The sequence below is a fragment of the Epibacterium sp. ABZ3_068 genome (assembly GCF_056159265.1).
The window spans coordinates 3929441-3947747 of sequence record NZ_JBSWUV010000001.1; the positions used below are offsets into that span (position 1 = coordinate 3929441).

Annotated in this window: 19 protein-coding genes; 8 read left to right on the forward strand and 11 right to left on the reverse strand. The window is 57.4% G+C overall.

What is annotated here, in order from left to right; genetic code table 11:
- Positions 1 to 1161, reverse strand: coding sequence for a signal recognition particle-docking protein FtsY (gene ftsY, locus ACXAEW_RS19000; protein ID WP_474942819.1), 1161 nt, complete (start codon positions 1159 to 1161; stop codon positions 1 to 3).
- Positions 1162 to 1336: 175 nt separating this feature from the next.
- On the opposite strand from ftsY, the gene ACXAEW_RS19005 reads away from it, so the two are divergent.
- Positions 1337 to 2338 (forward strand): alkane 1-monooxygenase, encoded by a 1002-nt coding sequence (locus ACXAEW_RS19005; RefSeq protein WP_474942820.1) that lies wholly within the window; start codon positions 1337 to 1339, stop codon positions 2336 to 2338.
- A gap of 40 nt (positions 2339 to 2378) precedes the next feature.
- Positions 2379 to 2768 carry a hypothetical protein gene (locus tag ACXAEW_RS19010; RefSeq protein ID WP_474942821.1) on the forward strand — a complete coding sequence of 130 codons (390 nt, stop codon included), beginning with the start codon at positions 2379 to 2381 and terminating at the stop codon, positions 2766 to 2768.
- 4 nt (positions 2769 to 2772) lie between these two features.
- Here ACXAEW_RS19010 and xseA read toward each other — a convergent pair whose 3' ends face one another.
- Positions 2773 to 4293, reverse strand: coding sequence for an exodeoxyribonuclease VII large subunit (gene xseA / locus ACXAEW_RS19015; RefSeq protein WP_474942822.1), 1521 nt, complete (start codon positions 4291 to 4293; stop codon positions 2773 to 2775).
- Between the two features lie 100 nt (positions 4294 to 4393).
- Between xseA and purD the strand changes: the two genes are divergently transcribed.
- From purD to ACXAEW_RS19030, 3 genes are all read left to right on the forward strand, one after another.
- Positions 4394 to 5656, forward strand: a complete 1263-nt coding sequence (gene purD / locus ACXAEW_RS19020; protein ID WP_474942823.1) for a phosphoribosylamine--glycine ligase — start codon at positions 4394 to 4396, stop codon at positions 5654 to 5656.
- A gap of 172 nt (positions 5657 to 5828) precedes the next feature.
- Positions 5829 to 6293, forward strand: coding sequence for a GNAT family N-acetyltransferase (locus tag ACXAEW_RS19025; RefSeq protein ID WP_474943070.1), 465 nt, complete (start codon positions 5829 to 5831; stop codon positions 6291 to 6293).
- Positions 6294 to 6583: 290 nt separating this feature from the next.
- Positions 6584 to 7189, forward strand: coding sequence for a LuxR C-terminal-related transcriptional regulator (locus tag ACXAEW_RS19030; RefSeq protein WP_474942824.1), 606 nt, complete (start codon positions 6584 to 6586; stop codon positions 7187 to 7189).
- Positions 7190 to 7412: 223 nt separating this feature from the next.
- On the opposite strand, the gene ACXAEW_RS19035 is transcribed toward ACXAEW_RS19030, so the two are convergent.
- Together ACXAEW_RS19035 and ACXAEW_RS19040 are read right to left on the reverse strand one after the other, a co-directional pair.
- Positions 7413 to 8207, reverse strand: coding sequence for a VCBS repeat-containing protein (locus tag ACXAEW_RS19035; RefSeq protein ID WP_474942825.1), 795 nt, complete (start codon positions 8205 to 8207; stop codon positions 7413 to 7415).
- Entirely contained in the window at positions 8207 to 8530 is a 324-nt protein-coding gene (locus ACXAEW_RS19040) for a 2Fe-2S iron-sulfur cluster-binding protein (RefSeq protein ID WP_474942826.1), read from the reverse strand. The genes ACXAEW_RS19035 and ACXAEW_RS19040 overlap by 1 nt, the downstream gene beginning before the upstream one ends.
- A 189-nt stretch (positions 8531 to 8719) precedes the next feature.
- On the opposite strand from ACXAEW_RS19040, the gene ACXAEW_RS19045 reads away from it, so the two are divergent.
- From ACXAEW_RS19045 to ACXAEW_RS19055, 3 genes are all read left to right on the forward strand, one after another.
- Positions 8720 to 9166 carry an OB-fold nucleic acid binding domain-containing protein gene (locus tag ACXAEW_RS19045; protein WP_474942827.1) on the forward strand — a complete coding sequence of 149 codons (447 nt, stop codon included), beginning with the start codon at positions 8720 to 8722 and terminating at the stop codon, positions 9164 to 9166.
- 37 nt (positions 9167 to 9203) lie between these two features.
- Entirely contained in the window at positions 9204 to 9746 is a 543-nt protein-coding gene (locus ACXAEW_RS19050; RefSeq protein ID WP_474942828.1) for a peptidoglycan-binding domain-containing protein, read from the forward strand.
- A gap of 77 nt (positions 9747 to 9823) precedes the next feature.
- Entirely contained in the window at positions 9824 to 10486 is a 663-nt protein-coding gene (locus tag ACXAEW_RS19055) for a Crp/Fnr family transcriptional regulator (protein ID WP_474942829.1), read from the forward strand.
- A 111-nt stretch (positions 10487 to 10597) separates the two neighbouring features.
- Here ACXAEW_RS19055 and ACXAEW_RS19060 read toward each other — a convergent pair whose 3' ends face one another.
- The 7 genes from ACXAEW_RS19060 to rpiA form a co-directional block, all read right to left on the reverse strand.
- Entirely contained in the window at positions 10598 to 12100 is a 1503-nt protein-coding gene (locus ACXAEW_RS19060) for a Do family serine endopeptidase (protein ID WP_474942830.1), read from the reverse strand.
- A 298-nt stretch (positions 12101 to 12398) separates the two neighbouring features.
- Entirely contained in the window at positions 12399 to 12896 is a 498-nt protein-coding gene (locus ACXAEW_RS19065; protein WP_474942831.1) for a DUF2867 domain-containing protein, read from the reverse strand.
- A gap of 182 nt (positions 12897 to 13078) precedes the next feature.
- Positions 13079 to 13957, reverse strand: a complete 879-nt coding sequence (hflC, locus tag ACXAEW_RS19070; RefSeq protein WP_474942832.1) for a protease modulator HflC — start codon at positions 13955 to 13957, stop codon at positions 13079 to 13081.
- Positions 13957 to 15102 carry an FtsH protease activity modulator HflK gene (hflK, locus tag ACXAEW_RS19075; protein ID WP_474942833.1) on the reverse strand — a complete coding sequence of 382 codons (1146 nt, stop codon included), beginning with the start codon at positions 15100 to 15102 and terminating at the stop codon, positions 13957 to 13959. Before hflK ends, hflC begins: the two co-directional genes overlap by 1 nt.
- Before the next feature lie 70 nt (positions 15103 to 15172).
- On the reverse strand, positions 15173 to 16528 hold the full coding sequence (gor, locus tag ACXAEW_RS19080; RefSeq protein WP_474942834.1) for a glutathione-disulfide reductase: 1356 nt from the start codon (positions 16526 to 16528) through the stop codon (positions 15173 to 15175).
- A 297-nt stretch (positions 16529 to 16825) separates the two neighbouring features.
- Positions 16826 to 17251: a hypothetical protein gene (locus ACXAEW_RS19085; protein WP_474942835.1), complete on the reverse strand. Its 426-nt coding sequence runs from the start codon at positions 17249 to 17251 to the stop codon at positions 16826 to 16828.
- 150 nt (positions 17252 to 17401) lie between these two features.
- The gene (gene rpiA / locus ACXAEW_RS19090) at positions 17402 to 18190 is read right to left on the reverse strand and encodes a ribose-5-phosphate isomerase RpiA (protein ID WP_474942836.1); all 789 of its coding nucleotides are present in this window, start codon (positions 18188 to 18190) and stop codon (positions 17402 to 17404) included.
- Positions 18191 to 18307 lie beyond the last annotated feature (117 nt).

The following is an 18307-nucleotide window of genomic DNA, read 5'->3' on the forward strand; positions in this document are numbered from 1 at the left end:
CTATCCCCGATCGAGCCCCGTCAAAGCGGCGGCGAATTCTTCGGGGTCAAACGGGGCCAGATCGTCAATCTGCTCACCGACGCCGATCGCATGGATCGGAAGGCCAAATTTGTCCGCCAGCGCAACCAGAACACCGCCTTTGGCAGTGCCATCCAGCTTGGTCATCACAAGGCCAGAAACATCAGCGAGCTTCTGGAATGTCTCCACCTGGCTCAGTGCGTTTTGCCCGGTCGTGGCGTCCAGTACCAACAGGGTGTTATGCGGCGCAGTTTCGTCCTTCTTGCGGATCACACGCACGATCTTCGCCAGCTCTTCCATCAAATCTGCGCGATTTTGCAGACGCCCGGCCGTGTCGATCATTAAAAGATCCGCACCGTCTTCCTCAGCCTTGGTCATCGCATCAAAGGCAAGACTTGCAGGATCGGACCCTTCGGGCGCGGTCAGAACCGGAACACCCGCACGGTCTCCCCAGACCTGCAACTGCTCCACCGCGGCGGCGCGGAACGTATCCCCGGCCGCAATCACAACGGATTTGCCCGCCGCTTTGAACTGGCTGGCCAGTTTGCCAATGGTTGTTGTCTTGCCCGAACCGTTGACGCCGACCACCAAAACCACCTGCGGGCGCTTTTCATAAATGGGCATGGGCTTTGCCACATGATCCATCACACGTGCAACTTCCTGCGCCAATAGTTCCTTGATTTCACGAGAGGACAACCGCTTGCCCAAACGCCCCTCAGCCATATTCGACGTCACGCGCAGCGCCGTATCAACGCCCATATCAGAGGCAATCAACAGCTCTTCCAACTGCTCCAGCATATCATCATCCAGAACCCGGCGCGGCTCATCCTGCGCGCTGCGCCCGATCAGCCGTCCAAGCAGCCCCGGTGTTTTGGCAGGTTCAGCTGCCGCAGGCTTTGGTTCAGAGACCGGCGCGGATGCAGGCTCCACTGCGACAATTTCCGCTTCGGGCTTTTCTACCGCGGCCACCGGAGTTTCTTGTGGCTCGGAAACAGGCTTTGCCTCCGGCTGGTCCGGCGCTGCGTCCGAGGCGGGTGCCTCAGCCGACATATCCGCCCCCTCTTCCACAATCGCATCAAGCCCTTCCACCAGTTTCGAGGAAGATTTGAACAGCCGTTCCTTGAGCTTTGAGAAAAACGCCATCGAGTACTCCAGACCATCGTTTGCACTCCACCTAATGCGGATTGAGGTGACATGCAAAGCCATGGGAGCATCGAAGGGACAAAAAAACCGCCATCTCGCAGCTTTCTCTTGTTCAGGCCTGCCCACCCGGCCAAGTTGGCGACCACCCACCTCGTCAAAGGAGCCGTTGCAACCTGTGTTCTGGTTTTATTTTGCAAGCCTCTCTCCCTTGGCGATGATAATACCCGCCGCCTGTTTAGGCGGGAGTTGGGGCTGGGCCGGGCTGGTTGCTATCACGCTTGGCGTCTTTGCGTTGGATCATTTCAGTCGCCACACAATCGCCCCCTCTGGCCGTGGCGCGGATACGCTTTTGTGTTTGGTCGCGGTTGGTCATTTTTCGGCCCTGATCGTCACGCTCACCCAGATCACGATGCTGGAGTTCTCGGCCGCTCTCCCGCTGGCGCTTGCGGCAGGGCTGGCGTTTGGGCAAATTTCCCACCCCGCGGCGCATGAGATGATCCACCACAAACACCGGATGATGCGGCGTTTGGGGCGCGCAATATACGGCAGTCTGCTGCTGGGCCATCATGCCAGCGCTCATATGAGGGTGCATCACATCCACGTCGGAACTGATAAGGATCCCAATTCCGCGCCCCGTGGCATGGGATTTTACCGGTTCTATCTACGGGCCTGGACCGGTTCATTCCGCGCGGGAGCGCAGGCGGAAACAAAAGCCCGCGCCCAGACCACCCGGAAGCGGCATTGGATCACGCACCCTTATGTCGGCCATATTGTCTGGGCCATGACCACTCTGATGTGCGCCACAGTTTGGGGCGGGCTGTCTGGCCTGTGTGCGTGCCTGTTCATCTGTTTTTATGCACAGGCCCAAATCTTTCTGGCTGATTACGTCCAGCACTATGGTCTGCGTCGCGCCATTCAGCACAACGGTAAACCTGAACCCGTTGGCCCACAGCATTCTTGGAATGCGCCTCATTGGTATTCATCCGTCATGATGCTGAACGCGCCGCGTCATTCGCATCACCACACTCACCCAGCAACGCCTTATCCCGCTCTGACACTGGATCCCGGCCTGCCAACCCTGCCCTATGCGTTGCCGGTCATGGCGGTGATCGCCCTTCTCCCGCCATTGTGGCGGCGCATCATGGCACGGCGCCTGAATGCGCTCGCTTCACAATGATTTTTAACGCATGGCGGCTTATCTCTGGCAAAATGGCCCTATGCGATTTGCTTTTTTGATTCCCATGTTTCTGTCGACCGCAGCCGCAGCCGGATCGCTGTCGGCCGAACGGTTTGACAACTACACACAAGGCAGAACCCTGTTTTACGACTCCCAAGGCCGAAGCTATGGGGCTGAAACCTATTTGCGCAATCGCAGGGTCCGCTGGTCGTTTCTGGATGGGTCCTGCCAGGAAGGGTCCTGGTATCCGCAAGGGGACAAGATCTGTTTCCTCTATGAAGGCAGCACCCTTCCACAGTGCTGGAGCTTTGACCTCGGCGAAAACGGCCTCAGCGCGGTGTTGGAAGGCGAGTTCGGCCGCACCGAGCTTCAAGAAGCCCCGCCCAATGATCGCCAGCTCATCTGTCCGGGACCCGAAGTCGGAGTCTGATCCCCTAGAACAGGCTGCCCTGCCCCGGCTCATCCTTGTCTGGCTTTGCAGGGGCTGGCTTTGCAGGTTTGGCTTTATCTGGCGCGGCTGGATTTGCTGGTGTCTCACTCAGCGTAAAGAGACCATCGGCAAATTCGATGCTCAGATCGCCCGCCTTGGCCGCCGCTGTTTTACTGGTAACAATCCCCGCATCCGAGCGCACCACAGCATATCCGCGCTCCAGTGTTGCCTTGTAGCTCAGGATTTCCAGCTGACGTCCCGCAGCGGACAGAGCCTGACCGCGGCGATCGAGCCGCCCGCTCTGGGCCACAGCCATCCGCTTTATCAAAGCCGCCAGATCATTCTTTTTCTGCACAATGTCGCGCTCAATCGGGCGTGTCGTTATCCGCTGGGAGAGGCTGCTCAGGCGATCCCGCCGCTTTTCGACCAACCCACGCAAAGTTGCAGGTCGCAAGGTTGCGCCACGCTCGCTCAGGACTATGCGACGCCTTTGCACGCCTGCGATCAGCGCATTCGGCAAACGGTCCGACACCCGGTCCAACCTTTGGCGGGGATCTTCAAGCAACCGTTCTGGGCGTGGCAGGGCCCGTGACAGGTCACTCAACCGCTGTCTGCGCAGCTGAACGGCCTGCCCCGCCGCCCGGGACAGGCGGGCGCCCTGTTCAGACGTCCATCCCAAAAGATCCAGCCGCACAGGCACGGCCAATTCCGCCGCGGCAGTCGGAGTCGGTGCCCGCCGGTCAGAGACATAGTCAATCAGCGTTGTGTCGGTCTCATGCCCGACCGCGGAAATCAGCGGAATTTCACTTGCCGCAGTTGCACGGGCAACGATCTCTTCGTTAAACCCCCAAAGATCTTCGATGGAGCCGCCGCCCCGCGCAACAATAATCAGATCGGGGCGTGGCAGCGCACCGCCTGGCGTCAGCTGGTTAAAGCCTTCGATGGCGCGCGCCACCTCTGCCGCACAGTTCTGCCCCTGAACGGCCACCGGCCAGACCAGAACTTTGCGCTGGAACCGGTCCCGCAAACGGTGCAGAATATCGCGGATCACCGCACCCGACGGCGAAGTCACCACCCCGATAAATTGCGGCAAAAATGGCAGGGGCTTTTTACGCGCATCTGAAAACAGCCCCTCGGCCTCAAGCTGTTTCTTGCGCTTTTCCAAAAGGGCCATCAGCGCGCCCTGGCCCGCCACTGCGACCTCATCCACGTTCATATTGTATTTGGACTGTGCCCCAAAGGCGGTCAGACGCCCGGTGACCACAACTTCCAGACCTTCTTCGGGCACCACCGACAGGCCGGAAATCTGCCCTTTCCACGTGGTGCAGGCCAGAACGGATTTGTCGTCCTTGATGTCGTAATACAGATGCCCCGATCGCGCTTTGAACACGCGCCCTACTTCGCCCCGAACCCGAATACGGCCAAAGGAGCCCTCGAGCGTGCGTTTTACCTCGCCGGAAAGCTCGGAGACGGTGAATTCAGGCGCGTTCTGCCCCGGCTGGGGATCATCAAACAGGTCGGACATGGGATTTGCGGGGATGCTCTTTGGGAAGGGTTCTTGTTTTAGGTTCGCGCGCAGCATATGACACGCCGCAAGCAAGGCCAAGCACATCGGAGACAGCGCAATGAACATCCTTATCCTCGGCAGCGGCGGGCGCGAACATGCGCTGGCATGGGCGGTCAAGCAGAACCCCAAATGCGACAAGCTGATTGTCGCGCCGGGCAATGCAGGCATCGCGGACATCGCAGATTGTGCGGACCTGGATATTCTGGACGGCGGTGCCGTGGCCCGTTTCGCCGAGGAAGAGGCAATTGATTTTGTCATCGTTGGCCCGGAAGCACCTTTGGCCGAAGGTGTCGCGGACCGCCTGCGCGAGGCGGGCCTTCTGGTCTTTGGCCCCTCCAGGGACGCGGCACGTCTGGAAGCCTCTAAGAGCTTTACCAAGGAAATCTGCGACGCGGCCAATGCGCCAACCGCAGGTTATGGCCATTTCACCGATGCAGAGGCCGCCAAAGCCCACGTCCGCGAAAACGGCGCGCCGATTGTGGTCAAGGCCGACGGGCTGGCGGCCGGCAAGGGTGTGATTGTCGCGATGGACGAGCAAACCGCCCTTGACGCCATTGACGATATGTTCGGTGGCGCTTTTGGCGGCGCCGGGGCTGAAGTGGTCATTGAGGAATTCATGGAGGGCGAGGAAGCCTCGCTATTTGTGCTGGTCGATGGCGAGGACGTGCTTTCGATTGGTACCGCACAGGACCATAAACGTGTCGGCGAAGGCGACACCGGCCCCAACACCGGCGGCATGGGAGCCTATTCCCCGGCACCGGTCCTGTCGGCGGAGATCGAGGCCAAGGCGATGGAAGAAATCGTGAAACCGACGATGAAAGCCATGGCCGAGCGCGGCATGCCCTACCAGGGGGTGCTTTATGCCGGTTTGATGATCAAGGACGGCCAGCCGCGACTGGTGGAATACAATGTCCGCTTTGGCGACCCGGAATGCCAGGTTCTGATGATGCGCCTTGGGGCGCAGGCTCTGGATCTGATGCAGGCGGCTGCGGAAGGACGTTTGGCAGAGGTGCAGGTGAACTGGGCGGACGACCACGCGATCACCGTGGTGATGGCCGCCAATGGCTATCCTGGTGCTTATGAAAAAGGGACCGAGATCAAAGGCCTGGGTTCCCTGCCCGAGGACAGCAAGAACATGGTTTTCCATGCAGGGACAAAGGCAGAAGGTGGCAAGATCATTGCAACCGGCGGGCGGGTGTTGAATGTAACGGCCCGGGGCGACAATCTGCAAGACGCCCGCGACCGGGCCTATGCGATGGTGGACCAGATCGACTGGCCCGAAGGCTTCTGCCGCCGCGACATCGGCTGGCGCGCCCTCTGACGTTTCTTCAGCACATACAGCGGGGCACTCCCGCCAAATCCGGGGGCATTAGATGCCCCCTTTTTTGTTGGGCGTGGCTGCGCGCCTATTCGGCGCGCAGAGACCATGCCGCAATGGCCTGTTTTTGTCAAAATACCTTGAGATATCGGATCAATCGCGTTTCCTTGCCCAAATGAAACCGTATCGCCTTTCTCCAGGGTCACCTGACCTGCCAAACGTCCTGGCGCTCATCCGTGAGAGTTTTGCCTTCATGGAAGGTCGGATAGACCCACCCTCTTCGATGCTGAAGCTGACCAATGAGACATTGGTGGATCTGGCTCGCGAACACGAGGTCTGGTGCCTGGGCCAGCCTGTTGTCGCCTGCGTGGTCCTGAGCCTTCGACCGCAAGTTCTGTATCTGGGGAAACTTGCCGTAGACCGCCAAAAGCGTGGCGAAGGCCTTGCCCGCATCTTGATTGAACACGCAGTCAACCGAGCGCGGTTTCACAAACGCAGGCAGCTGGAACTGCAAGTGCGTGTTGAATTGGTGGAAAATCAAGCCGCGTTTTCATCGATGGGGTTTCAGGAATGGCGCCGGACCGCACATCCCGGCTACAATCGCCCCACGTCCATCACCATGCGGCGGCCCGTACCATAAACCAAGCCTGCGTTATGATGGATTTGCGAAAACACCCTCTCCTACAGGTAGAAGCACCCGTTTGAATCATCGGGTTCGCCCTCATTTGGGGAAAAAATCTTTCCTTTCGGAGCCACAATGAGAGCTGGCGGCAGTTCAGCATGGGTCGTGGCACAAAAACGGCCATTTTTTGGGCTTTGACCCAACGGATATACGTATTGAACTTTTTTCATGCGAAAGCGGACATATACTCGGAAGCAGACGCGCGTACGACTTTGTTCCTTTCCAGTTGCCCGATCGACGGAGATTGCATGACCGATACCAAGACCCCGACGCCGCCGCCACTCACCGCAGAACGCTATATGTTGGAAGAGGCCTTTGACTTTGCCCCCATAGGGTTGGTGGTGACCGAAAACCGCGTTTTGATGGAATGCAACACCCGGTTCTGCCAGATCTTCGGCTATGAGAGAGCCGAGATGCTGGGTCAGCTTTTTGCATTCCTTTACCCTACAGAAGAAGAGTTCCTGAATATTACCCATCGCGGCGACGAACGTCTCAGAGCGGGTGCGCTTTATTGGGATGAACGTGTTATGCGCCGGAAGAATGGGGATTTGTTCTGGGTACGTGTGCGCGGGCACAGCTTCACCCCAGATGATCCCTTGGCGCAGGCCGTCTGGAGTTTTGCCGACCTCTCGGCCAATCGCCCCTATCATGCGCTGACACGCCGGGAGCGGGAAGTCTATTCCTTGCTCGCGGAAGGGCTGACGAGCAAGGAGATCGCCCGGCGTTTGGAACTGAGCCACAGAACGGTTGAAGTGCATCGTGCGCGGCTTCTGCGTAAGGTCGGTGCCAACAATACGGCTGCGCTTTTCTCATCCTTGGGGGATTTATCCGGCGATCACCTGGTCGAGGATTAAACACTGCACATAAAAGGGCTGCGCTATCCATCGCAAGCGGGGGCTCCCGCCCGTCTCACTCGCCCCTTTGGGACGAGAGTTCCCGTTGGGCATGGCGCCGCGCTTGCGCGCGGCGTACGCCAAGGTCAAAACGGTGACGCAGAACCTCGTATGCCTTCGGCAAAATTGCCCCGTACGGTGCACAAAAGCACCCGTATGGGGCAAGGTTCCGTGATCCATGACTTCAGCCGCCGCAGGCAAGGGTCTTTTCCAATGTCGGGTCTGCAGAAAAACCCCCTAGCTGCCTGGCCTGCAGCTGCCCGTCTACAAGTCGCACTGCAGTGATCCTGCGCCATTCGGCATCCGCGGTGATTATTTCAGGACCGGTACCGCAGTTTCTGATCCCGGACGTAATGAAATCCTGCCCAATGCGATGGTTGGTCAGGCCGCGCAGGCTTGCGACCTCTTCAAAACGCCCGTTCTTGTACCGCCAAACACGCAAAGTCTTGGCCAAGTGGGGTCGGTCTACAAATGCCACTTCTACAGCGCCATCGCCATCCAGGTCCGCCGCACCAACTGGGGCCAGCCAGCGATGGGTACGGCCGATATGCGGGGTCTCTGCGATTTTGGCGCCGCGCGCATCATATATGGCCAGCTGCGCACCTTTTGCCATGTCGGTTTCAACAACCATCACCTCGAACCCGCCATCAAGGTCAATATCGACAAGACGCGGTTTCAGGTCTTCAAACACATGGTCCCTCGGCAGTAGGATTGACCGGTCCTGTTGCGCTCCGACGTGGATACGCAGGCTGCCGTATTCGACATCATCACCCAGAATTGCATGTCCATAACGACGGGTCGGATCGCCAAATTCGGCGGAGGTTACCCCCTCCGCATGAAGCAATGTCGGAGCGGCTGCACCTGCCGCCGCCAGCCACGCACACAACAGGTGACGCGCGCGGCGCATGAACCGGGGCCAGATGCGCAACATCAGACGCCGCGCATCCGTTGTCCGCGGTTTGCCTCCCCGGTTTCTCATCAGATCTGCTTTTCCGGCATATGAACAACAAGACCATCCATATCATCGGTTACTTTGATCTGGCAGGTCAGACGCGAACGCGCAGGGTCAGGCTGATAGGCAAAGTCCAGCATATCCTCTTCCATATCGTCCTTGGCCGGAAGCTTCTCCACCCAATCCGGGGCAATATAAACGTGGCAGGTCGAACATGCGCAGGCACCGCCGCAATCGGCCTCAATCCCTGGAATATTGTTGTCGCGTGCACCTTCCATCACCGTAAGGCCACTCGCGACCTCTACAACATGTTCCGTGCCATTATGCTCGACATAGGTAATCTTTGCCATTTACGTCTTCCCTTTTTCGGTACTTGCAAACTATTTAGCCAAGCGCCGTGCAACAGGCTAGCCCCATTTCCGCGATGCCCGACTTCTGCATTGGATCCTTGGATGCACCGCAAGAATGTTCTATAAATGTTCCAGCCCTACATTATTCACATGCCTAGATCCTGTTCAAAGAGGCCAAGCGCTTATCCAATGGTCAAGACACAATCCGCCCAGCCCCAGACGACTGCAGCCACAGCCCGGACAAACAGTCAGCCCTACGGGACGCATCCGGGTAACCTGCATTGTCTGCCCGCAAACGCCCTGGACAACCAGCCCAATGACAGCCGTGTCACTGTTGCGGGGCTTGTGATTCTGCGGCAACGCCCCGGAACGGCCAAAGGTGTCATTTTTCTCACGCTTGAAGATGAGACCGGTGTGGTCAATATCATCGTCTGGCGAAACATTTACGAGGCCTTTCGCCGTGCGGTCATTGCAGGACGACTGTTACGAGTTACCGGACAGTTGCAGCGCGCGCATTGCATCACCCATGTGATCGCGCATCAGATCGAGGATATCTCTCCCATGCTGGATCTCCTTCTGGCTCCACAAGGCCGCAGACAAGATCCAGCCTTTGCGCCCAGCGAGGACTTCGGCTAACCTCCCCCGAAAACCTGCGCGACGCCATAAAAAACCAATGCCTTATCATTGCCTTCCCTCTAATCGGTTTCTGCCCTTCGCGCTTGTCGCCGCCCTTTTGGCTGCCTGTGAACCGCAGGGGCCGGGCAGCGTGCCAACCGGTTTGGGTCAATCCGTAAGAAGCGCCGCACAAAAGGCCCCCCCAGGCGCGCCCAAGGGCACATGCTGGGATACAGAAATCACACCCGCTGTCATTGAAACCGTAACCAGACAGGAACAGGTGACACCCGAACAGTTTGATACCCAAGGCAATCTGCTGCGCCCGGCAACCTTCCGCACCACCACCCGACAAGAAGTCGTGCGCCCCCGCAGCGAAACATGGTTCGAAACACTGTGCCCTGCCGATTTCTCACCGGATCTGGTGGCCACGCTCCAGCGTGCCCTCACCGTACGCGGACATCACGACGGGCGGATCACCGGGGTGCTGGACCGCGCCACCCAAGCTGCAATTTTAGCCTTTCAACGCGCGGAAGGGCTCGACAGCGCAACGCTCTCTCTTGAAAATGCCCGTAAACTTGGATTGATATCCGTCCAGCGTTAACCTGTACCTTCCGGACTTTGCCCCGAGCCACCGTCCCCGGAACCACGTGACCCGGCTCAACCGAAAAGGAGCCTTTTATGGTTTCATTGCCCACCACCGGCTTTTTGTCCGGCGCGTCAGATCGGCTGCGCGATATGCTCGACAGCCAATCCACCGAGGTTACGCTGTCCTCGGGCGATACGTTGTTTGAGCAAGGCGACACGGGTGAGGCTCTCTTTGCCTTGCTCGAAGGCGAACTGGAACTCTCTGTCTTGTCCTCCACCGGGCGCAAACATACGCTTGACCGCCTGAGGGCGGGCGCTGTCTTTGGTGAAATTGCTCTCTTTGATCCGGGCGTGCGCACGGCGTCGGCCCATGCCGTTGGCCCCTGCACCTTACGGCGTCTGCGGCGCGCGGATGTGCTGGCACAGATCCAGCAACACCCCGAGTTCGCAGAGGATCTCTTGCGTTTGGCAGGTCAACGCATGCGATGGATGAGCACGCAGTTGAATGAGCAGGTGTTTATGCCCCTTCCTGTTCGCCTTGCGCGCAAATTGCTGCATCTCTCGCCGGCAGGTCAGGACGGGCGGCTTGCCCTGTCCCAATCAGAGCTGGCGGAATACGTCGGCGCCACACGCGAAGCCGTCTCAAAGACACTGGCTGGCTGGAAGCGCAACGACATTCTCGAAATCAGCCGCGGCGGAGTAGAGATCCTGGACCGTAGCGAACTGGAAGTGCTCGCGGAGCCGGACATGATCTGATCTGACGTCTCTGGAGATGTCTATATCGCAAAAAGGCCGGGGCGATCCCCGGCCTTTTCGTTTCAGTAACAGGGCAGACACACGGCCTGCCCTCAAAGCCCAGTGCCTGGGTCACTCACTCAGGTTCAGAGCGACAAAGCGCGGCTCACCATTGCGGCGGATCAACAGCAGAAGCGATTTACGACCTGCATCTTTGACCTCTGCAATACGCGCTTCCAGCGACGCCACATCTTCCACCTTCTGTTGACCTGCTTCGGTGATTACATCACCTGCACGCAGCCCTTTTTCCCATGCTTCAGAGGCCTCATCCACGGAGAGGACCACCAGACCATCTGTGCCCTCTGGCACGTTCAGCGTCTCGCGCTGGTCGTCGGTCAAGGCACCAACAGTCAGACCCAGAAGTTGCTTTTCGCTTGTGTCAGGCTCTGGCGCGCTGTCGCCGTTGGCTTCGGACTGACGTTCCGCCTCTTCACGGCGGCCGAGCGTTACGCGGATGGTTTCAGTCTTGCCTTCACGGAAGACAACAACGCGCACGGTTTTGCCAACTTCGGAATTGCCAACCTGGCGGACCAGACCACGGGTGTCTTTGACTTCGACCCCATCAAAGCTCAGGATCACGTCGCCTGACAGCAGACCAGCATCTTTGGCCGGGCCATCTGGGACATCTGTAACCAGCGCCCCTTCGGCACTTTCCAGCCCCATGGCTTCGGCAACATCCTGATCCACATCCTGGATCCGGACGCCCAACCAGCCACGGCGAGTCTCACCGTATTCCTTCAGCTGTGCCACAACTTTGCTCACGACATTGGACGCCATCGAGAAACCAATGCCGATCGAACCGCCGTTGGGCGACAGGATTGCGGTGTTCACGCCGACCACTTCCCCATCCATGTTGAACAACGGACCACCCGAATTGCCCCGGTTGATTGCAGCGTCAGTCTGGATGTAGTCGTCATAAGACCCCGACAAAGCCCGGTTGCGCGCGGATACAATACCCGCAGAAACAGAGAAGCCCTGCCCCAACGGGTTGCCCATCGCAATAACCCAGTCGCCCACTTTGGCAGCGTCGCTGTCGCCGAACTGAACATAGGTCAGCGGCATCGGCGCTTCGACTTTCAGTACAGCCAGATCCGTGTTGCGATCGGTCCCGATCACCTTGGCCGGAAGAAGCTCTGTCGGTTGGCCTTCACCTGGGAAGAACTCAATCTCAATCTCATCGGCACCTTCGATCACATGGTTGTTGGTGACAATAAAACCGTCTTCAGAGATGACGAAGCCCGACCCCAGCGCAGAGGAACGGCGCGGGCGACGGCCTTCGTCACCGCGGTTCTGAAAATCGCGGAACAGATCTTCCAGGGGAGAGCCTTCGGGTACGATACCCTGCGGCCCGGTACGCCCTTCGACAACCGTGGTGGTCGTGATATTCACCACTGCCGGACTCACCTTTTCAGCCAAAGGAGCCAGGCTTTCAGGACGGGCCTGGGCGACAATGACCTGTGCCAACATCAACGCGGTGGCCAGAACCGCCATGGCAAACAGGCGCCAGGGCGCATTCTGACGCTCCTGACGAGGTAAAATTGATACTTGTGGCTGCACGGAACTACTCCTTGTCATAGCCAAATTCGTCCTTGGTCCGATGATACGGCATTCGCCCGATCGGTTGCTCGGACAAACGACCGACCTCGGACACGCAAAAGCAATGTAGTGTCTCCCCTTCGGGCTGCAATGGATGTTGCACAGTTTCAAAACGAAGTGAAAGCGATTGAAACAGTTTGAAATCATTCCGTGTGGTCTGCGCCATGGTCGGCAAAGAGCTTTTGGGGACGTTCTTTTGTCTAAAACCCGGCGCAACCGGTGCAGGCCAATCCCAGAAACCGCAGCCCGCACCGCAAAAGGGCGCGCCCTGTTCGCTTCAAGCCCGGACAGCGGGAAGGTCAACGGTCACTTGACCCAGGATATTGCGCACAATCAGCTTGTGAAACGGAGTAATCACAAAGATATACAGATAGCCGAACCAATGCTTGCGCTGCACAAGAGTCGAAACAGCAACCAGAGTTCCGTCTTCCGTGGGGGCCGTCTCTACGACAACCCGGAAGTTCAGGTGCCAGTCGTCAAATCCAAACACCACGGCCTCGTCCGATTGATGAGTGATCGGAAACGCGCCCGCCTTTTCTTGATCCACCGAAATCTCGCCGTTCTTGAGACCGACCAAACCCACAATCTTGTTCCGGGTTTCGTTCAAAGCCCGCACCCATAACGGTGGTTTTCCGGCAAACATTACATCCACAGCATCCTTTGGCCGGGCGAAGGCACGCGTTGTCAGGACTTCAAAGCGGTCCCCCCAATTGGCTTGTTCCAAAAATGGGCTCGACAACGAAAACGGCACATCCCGAATGGCGGATCGTTTCATAAAGTTATTCCTCAATACCAGTGCCCGCAAACGCAGGCATATGTTTTCAAAGCACTTTCCTCTTCCTGCAAGGCGGCTAAAATGTGGCGTACTGACGCGTCCGAAACGGTAAGGTTTGCAACAACAAAAAACCGGCCCTGAATACACAGGGCCGGTTTCAAGTCTTGTCGCGGGTCGCTGCCTTATTTTGCAGCAGCACCCGTGGCGGACTTCAGATAGTTGAAGAACTCGCTGTCGGGCGACAGAACCATCGAAGAGTTGCCAGCCTGCAGCGCCGCTGAATAGGCATTCAAAGAACGGTAGAATTCAAAGAATTCCGCGTCTGCACCATAGGCTTCGGCAAAGATCGCGTTGCGTTCCGCATCTGCTTCACCGCGGATAACCTCGGCTTCGCGTTCTGCTTCAGACACCAGTTCAACCTCGGTCCGATCTGCTTGCGCACGCACACGCTGCGCAGCTTCTTCACCCCGGGCGATCTCATCCGCCGCTTCACGTTCACGCTCTGCGCGCATCCGGGCAAAGGTTGCCTCAAGGTTGGCCTGCGGCAGGTCGGTGCGTTTCAGGCGCACGTCAATCACCTCAAGCCCCAGTCCCCGCGCCTGTGCAATCGCACCGTTACGGATCCTCAGCATCAGCGCTGCACGGTCCGACGACAAGATGTCGTTGGAGCTCACAGTACCCAACACTTCGCGCGTTTGGTCGCGCATGATGTTGTCCAGGCGCTGTTCGGCGGCTGCAATACCCACGCGACCCACCGCTTGGCGGAAGGTTTCCACATTGGCGATCCGGTACCGGGCAAACGCATCGACAACCAGACGTCGGTCATCCAGCGGGGTCACTTCCAATGGGCCGACTTCCAGGCTCAGGATGCGGTCATCATAGGTGACCACCTGATCCACAAAAGGAAGTTTGAACGCAAGTCCAGGGTCTTCCTGTACCTGCACAACCCGACCAAAGCGCAGAACCAAGGCCTTTTCACGCTCGTCCACGATAAAGATCGCCGACAACGCCACGACCAAAATACCGACCACAAAGATAATCAGAAGGTTAGAACGGTTCATCAATTCCCCTCCGAGCCAGAGCGGCGCAATTCGTTGAGCGGGAGATAGGGAACAACACCAGACCCCTCGCCCGATGTGTCATCCAGGATGATCTTGTCGACCCGGCTCAGAACATCTTCCATGGTTTCCAGATACAGACGCTTGCGTGTAACCTCAGGCGCCTTCTGGTATTCTTTGAGAACCGCCGAGAAACGGCTGGCTTCACCCGAAGCTTCGTTCACAACCTGTGCACGATACCCTTCGGCTTCTTCCAGAATTTGCGCAGCCTGACCACGGGCCCCCGCAAGTTTGCGGTTTGCATAGGCATCCGCCTGCTTTTCCAGACGATCACGTTCCTGACCTGCGGATTGCACATCGCGGAAGGCATCTTTTACCGGTTCTGGCGGATCTGCACCATCAAAGTTGACGCGGACAACATTCACACCAGAATCGTAGCTGTCCAATGTGGCCTGGATCAGCTCTTGCAGACGATCACGAATAATCCCGCGATCCCGGTTCAGGATCGGCGCCAGATCAGACTGGGCGATGATCTCACGCATGGCGGATTCCGCAACTGCGTTGATCGTTGTGCGCGGGTCCCGCAAGTTAAACAGGAAACGCGCCGGATCTGTGATGTTCCAGACAACCTGAAATTCAACATCAATGATGTTTTCATCCCCGGTCAGCATCAGACCAGCATCAGACCCACGTGAACCGGTACCGATGTTTTCGATCTGCTCCGTACTGGTCGGAATAACCTCCGCAGAAACGAACGGCCACCAGGCAAAGTGCGGGCCGTCATCAGTGGTTCGATGATAGCTGCCAAGGAACAGCTCCACGCCTTTTTCTTCGGGTTTCACGGTATAGAAACTCGCATACCCATAAAGAAACGCAGCCGCGACACCGCCCAGAATGAGCGATCCTTTGGTAAACAAAGGCGCACCGCCTCCTGCTCCGCCACCGCCGCGTTTTCCGCCGCCACCTTGACCGCTCCGGCCGCCCATCAGGACACGCAGCTGTTCCTGGCCTTTTTTGACCAGTTCGTCAATTTCGGGAATTTGAGGATCCTCTGGCCGACGACCACCGTCGCCTCCGCCATTGTTTCCCCGGTTACCTCCCCCAGAAGAGCCTCCGCCCCCCCAAGGGCCACCATTATTGCCCGCCATATGTCTCCTATCCCTTAGAGTTCAACCGTTCAGGTTCGTAGAGTGTAACCTGAACGTTTTTTTTGAATTTTCAAGTTTCACGCACCGGTGTTTTCAGTGTCACCAGTTCTTCGGACATGGTCGGGTGCACCGCCACGGTCCGGTCAAAGTCTTCCTTGGTTGCGCCCATCTTTACGGCGATGCCGACCAGCTGGATCATTTCGCCCGCACCGGGTGCTACGATATGACACCCCAGAACCTTGCGCGTAGCCTTTGAGACCACCAGTTTCATCATCACTTTGGCCGCGCGCCCGGCAAAGGCCTGTTGCATCGGTTTGAAGGATGTTGCGTAAACCTCGATCGGCTCCTGCTTGGCGGCGTCCTCTTCGGACAGGCCAACAGTGCCCATTTCCGGCTGGGTAAAGATCGCTGTTGGGATCAGATCATGATCCGGGCTGGTGGGGTTGCCGTTAAACACGGTTTCTACAAAGGCCATGCCTTCGCGGATCGCCACCGGCGTCAGATTGACCCGGTCGGTCACATCGCCAATCGCATAGATCGAGGGCACTTTGGTCTGGCTGTAGGCATCCACCTTCACCTCACCTTTTGACCCCAGTTCCACGCCCAGCTCTTCCAGTCCCAAACCGTTGGAATTCGGCGCGCGCCCTGTGGCATACATCACCACGTCAAACAGGGTTTCATTTCCCTTGGTGTCGGTGACGCGGATCTTGTCGCCCTCTTTGACCATCGCGGTCACATTGGTTTCAACCTGCAGGTCAATCCCTGCTTCAACCATGCCATCCGCAACTGTATTACGCGCCTCATCATCAAAACCGCGCAGGATCTGCGACCCACGATAGAACTGTGTGGTTTTGACACCAAGGCCATTCATGATGCCTGCAAACTCAGACGCGATATAACCGCCGCCAACGATCAGAATGTTTTCAGGCAGTTTTTCCAGGTGGAAAATCTCGTTCGAAGTGATCGCCAACTCGCTGCCCGGAAATTCCGGAACAGTGGGCCAGCCGCCCGTCGCGACCAGAATGTGCTTTGCGGTCTTTTGAGTTCCATCGGCCAGCTCAACCGTATGCGCATCCGCAACCGTGGCGCGCTGGTCAAAGCTCTCCACGCCCGAGTTCGCCAGAAGCTTGCGATAGATCCCTTCCAGCCTGTCCAGTTCCGCGTTCAGCTTGCCGCTGAAGACATCCCAGTCAAAACCGTTTTCCGAAATGTCCCAGCCATAGGCACGCGCATCTTCGACCATGTCCGGGTATTCGGACGCATAGACCATCAGTTTCTTGGGCACACAGCCCCGGATCACACAGGTGCCGCCATACCGGCTTTCTTCGGCCAGGCCAACGCTGGCCCCACCGCTTGCGGCCACACGTGCTGCCCGCACGCCGCCGGATCCGCCACCGATAACAAACAGATCGTAGTCAAAGCTCATGACTGTCGCCCCTTCAGAAGTCTTGTCGAGGTATCCCACAACGAGACACCAATTGCCATACGCCCAGTTGGTCGTTTTTGCCCAAGTTTCAACCGCCTGCTGCCAGACCTTTGGTTTTCACGCTGGCTTTTGGTCTCATAGTCGCAAAGATGTGAAGGCGATGTAAAAATAACAGGCGGACTGGAGAGGAATTCAACTTGCGTGACGAGGTTCGTTTACATCGGTGCCCAAAGTGCTCAGAAGGACGAAGTGGCACATCTGTTCTTATAGTAGGAACTGGGAAAAGCTGCACATCCGTCAAAAAACTTTGGAATAGACGTCTTCAAATTCGCCGTTCAGAATGAAAACTGTGTCTTCGGGAGGCAGTAGATCTGGGCCATCGCCTGAAGCTTTCACTCTCCCAGCCTCAATAAAAACATATCCGCGAATATCGTACCGCAATCTCGTCAAAATACCCAATCTTGGACCTTCAGGGTCGTAAGTGTTGAAGCTGCAGCAACTAGGATAGTAGAGAAAGAGTTCTTCGGAGGATTGGACTTGTCGATAAACGCCAGTTTGCCCATTGTTAGTAAGCGTGACGGGCTCCCTAGATCTGTTTTGCTCAATAAACAGTTTTGTCCCAGCGTCGATAAACTCTTGTGGCAATGGTTGAGCGTTGGAACGAACAAAAAATGCTCCGACAATCACCACAAAGAACCATATTGTTGCTAACCACCTTAACATTTCTGTTCTCCCACGTTCCCAGCTGTCTTTAGAAAAGTGATTGCATTAAATCGCCGTGCTGGTCTCCGCTCGTTGGGTCGTGACGGCTTCCAACGGCGTATCAGTTGCCCCCAACCTCAACGACGCCGTGTAAACCTTCGCCTAAAGATCCTAATCGCTCAAATCTCCAAACAAGTTGTCTTCTTCCATAAAATCCAGACGGTCCCGCTCTTCGGTGCCTTCATTGATGTCGCGGACGATCACGGTGCCATCGCCATGGCCGATCACAACGCGGTCGCAGATGTCGATGAACAGCCCGTTTTCAATCACGCCGGGGATCTGGTTTACGACCAAGGCCAGTTGCCGCACATTGCCAATACGTTTGAGATGCAGATCGAGAATATAATTCCCCTCATCAGTCACATAAGGCTGCGCGCCATTCATCCGCAGGGTAGACGTGCGACCCAGAACATCCATGGAAACAAGCGTTTCTTCCAGCAGGGCCTGGCTGGCCTGCCAGCCGAACGGCAACACTTCCACCGGCAAGGGATAGGCGCCGAGCGTATCCACAACTTTGCCCGCGTCGGCGATGACGACCATCTGGTCAGAGGCTGTGGCAACGATCTTCTCTTGCAGCAGCGCGCCGCCGCCGCCCTTTATCAGGTTCAGGTCGTGGTCAAATTCATCCGCGCCATCAATCGTCAGGTCCAGCCATTTTGCCTCATCCAGCGAGACCACCTTTATGCCCAGCTCCCGCGCCAATTCCGCCGTGCGCGTGGAGGTCGGAACAGCGGTAATTCTGAGCCCGTCCTCCTCCACCATCTGACCGAGGCAACGCACCAGCCAAGCTGCGGTTGAGCCGGTTCCCAACCCCACACGCATGCCATCCTCGACCATTTCGGCCGCGCGTTTGGCTGCCACAAACTTGGCCTTGTCAATTGGGGAAAGTTCTCCGCTCATGGCGTATGCTCCGATGTCTGGCAATTCTATGTGTTTATACGCAGAACACCCGCATCGGGCGAGTGTTCTTCGCCCCATGTTGCGATGTTTTTTCTTCTTTAAACAAGCATCTCGGCT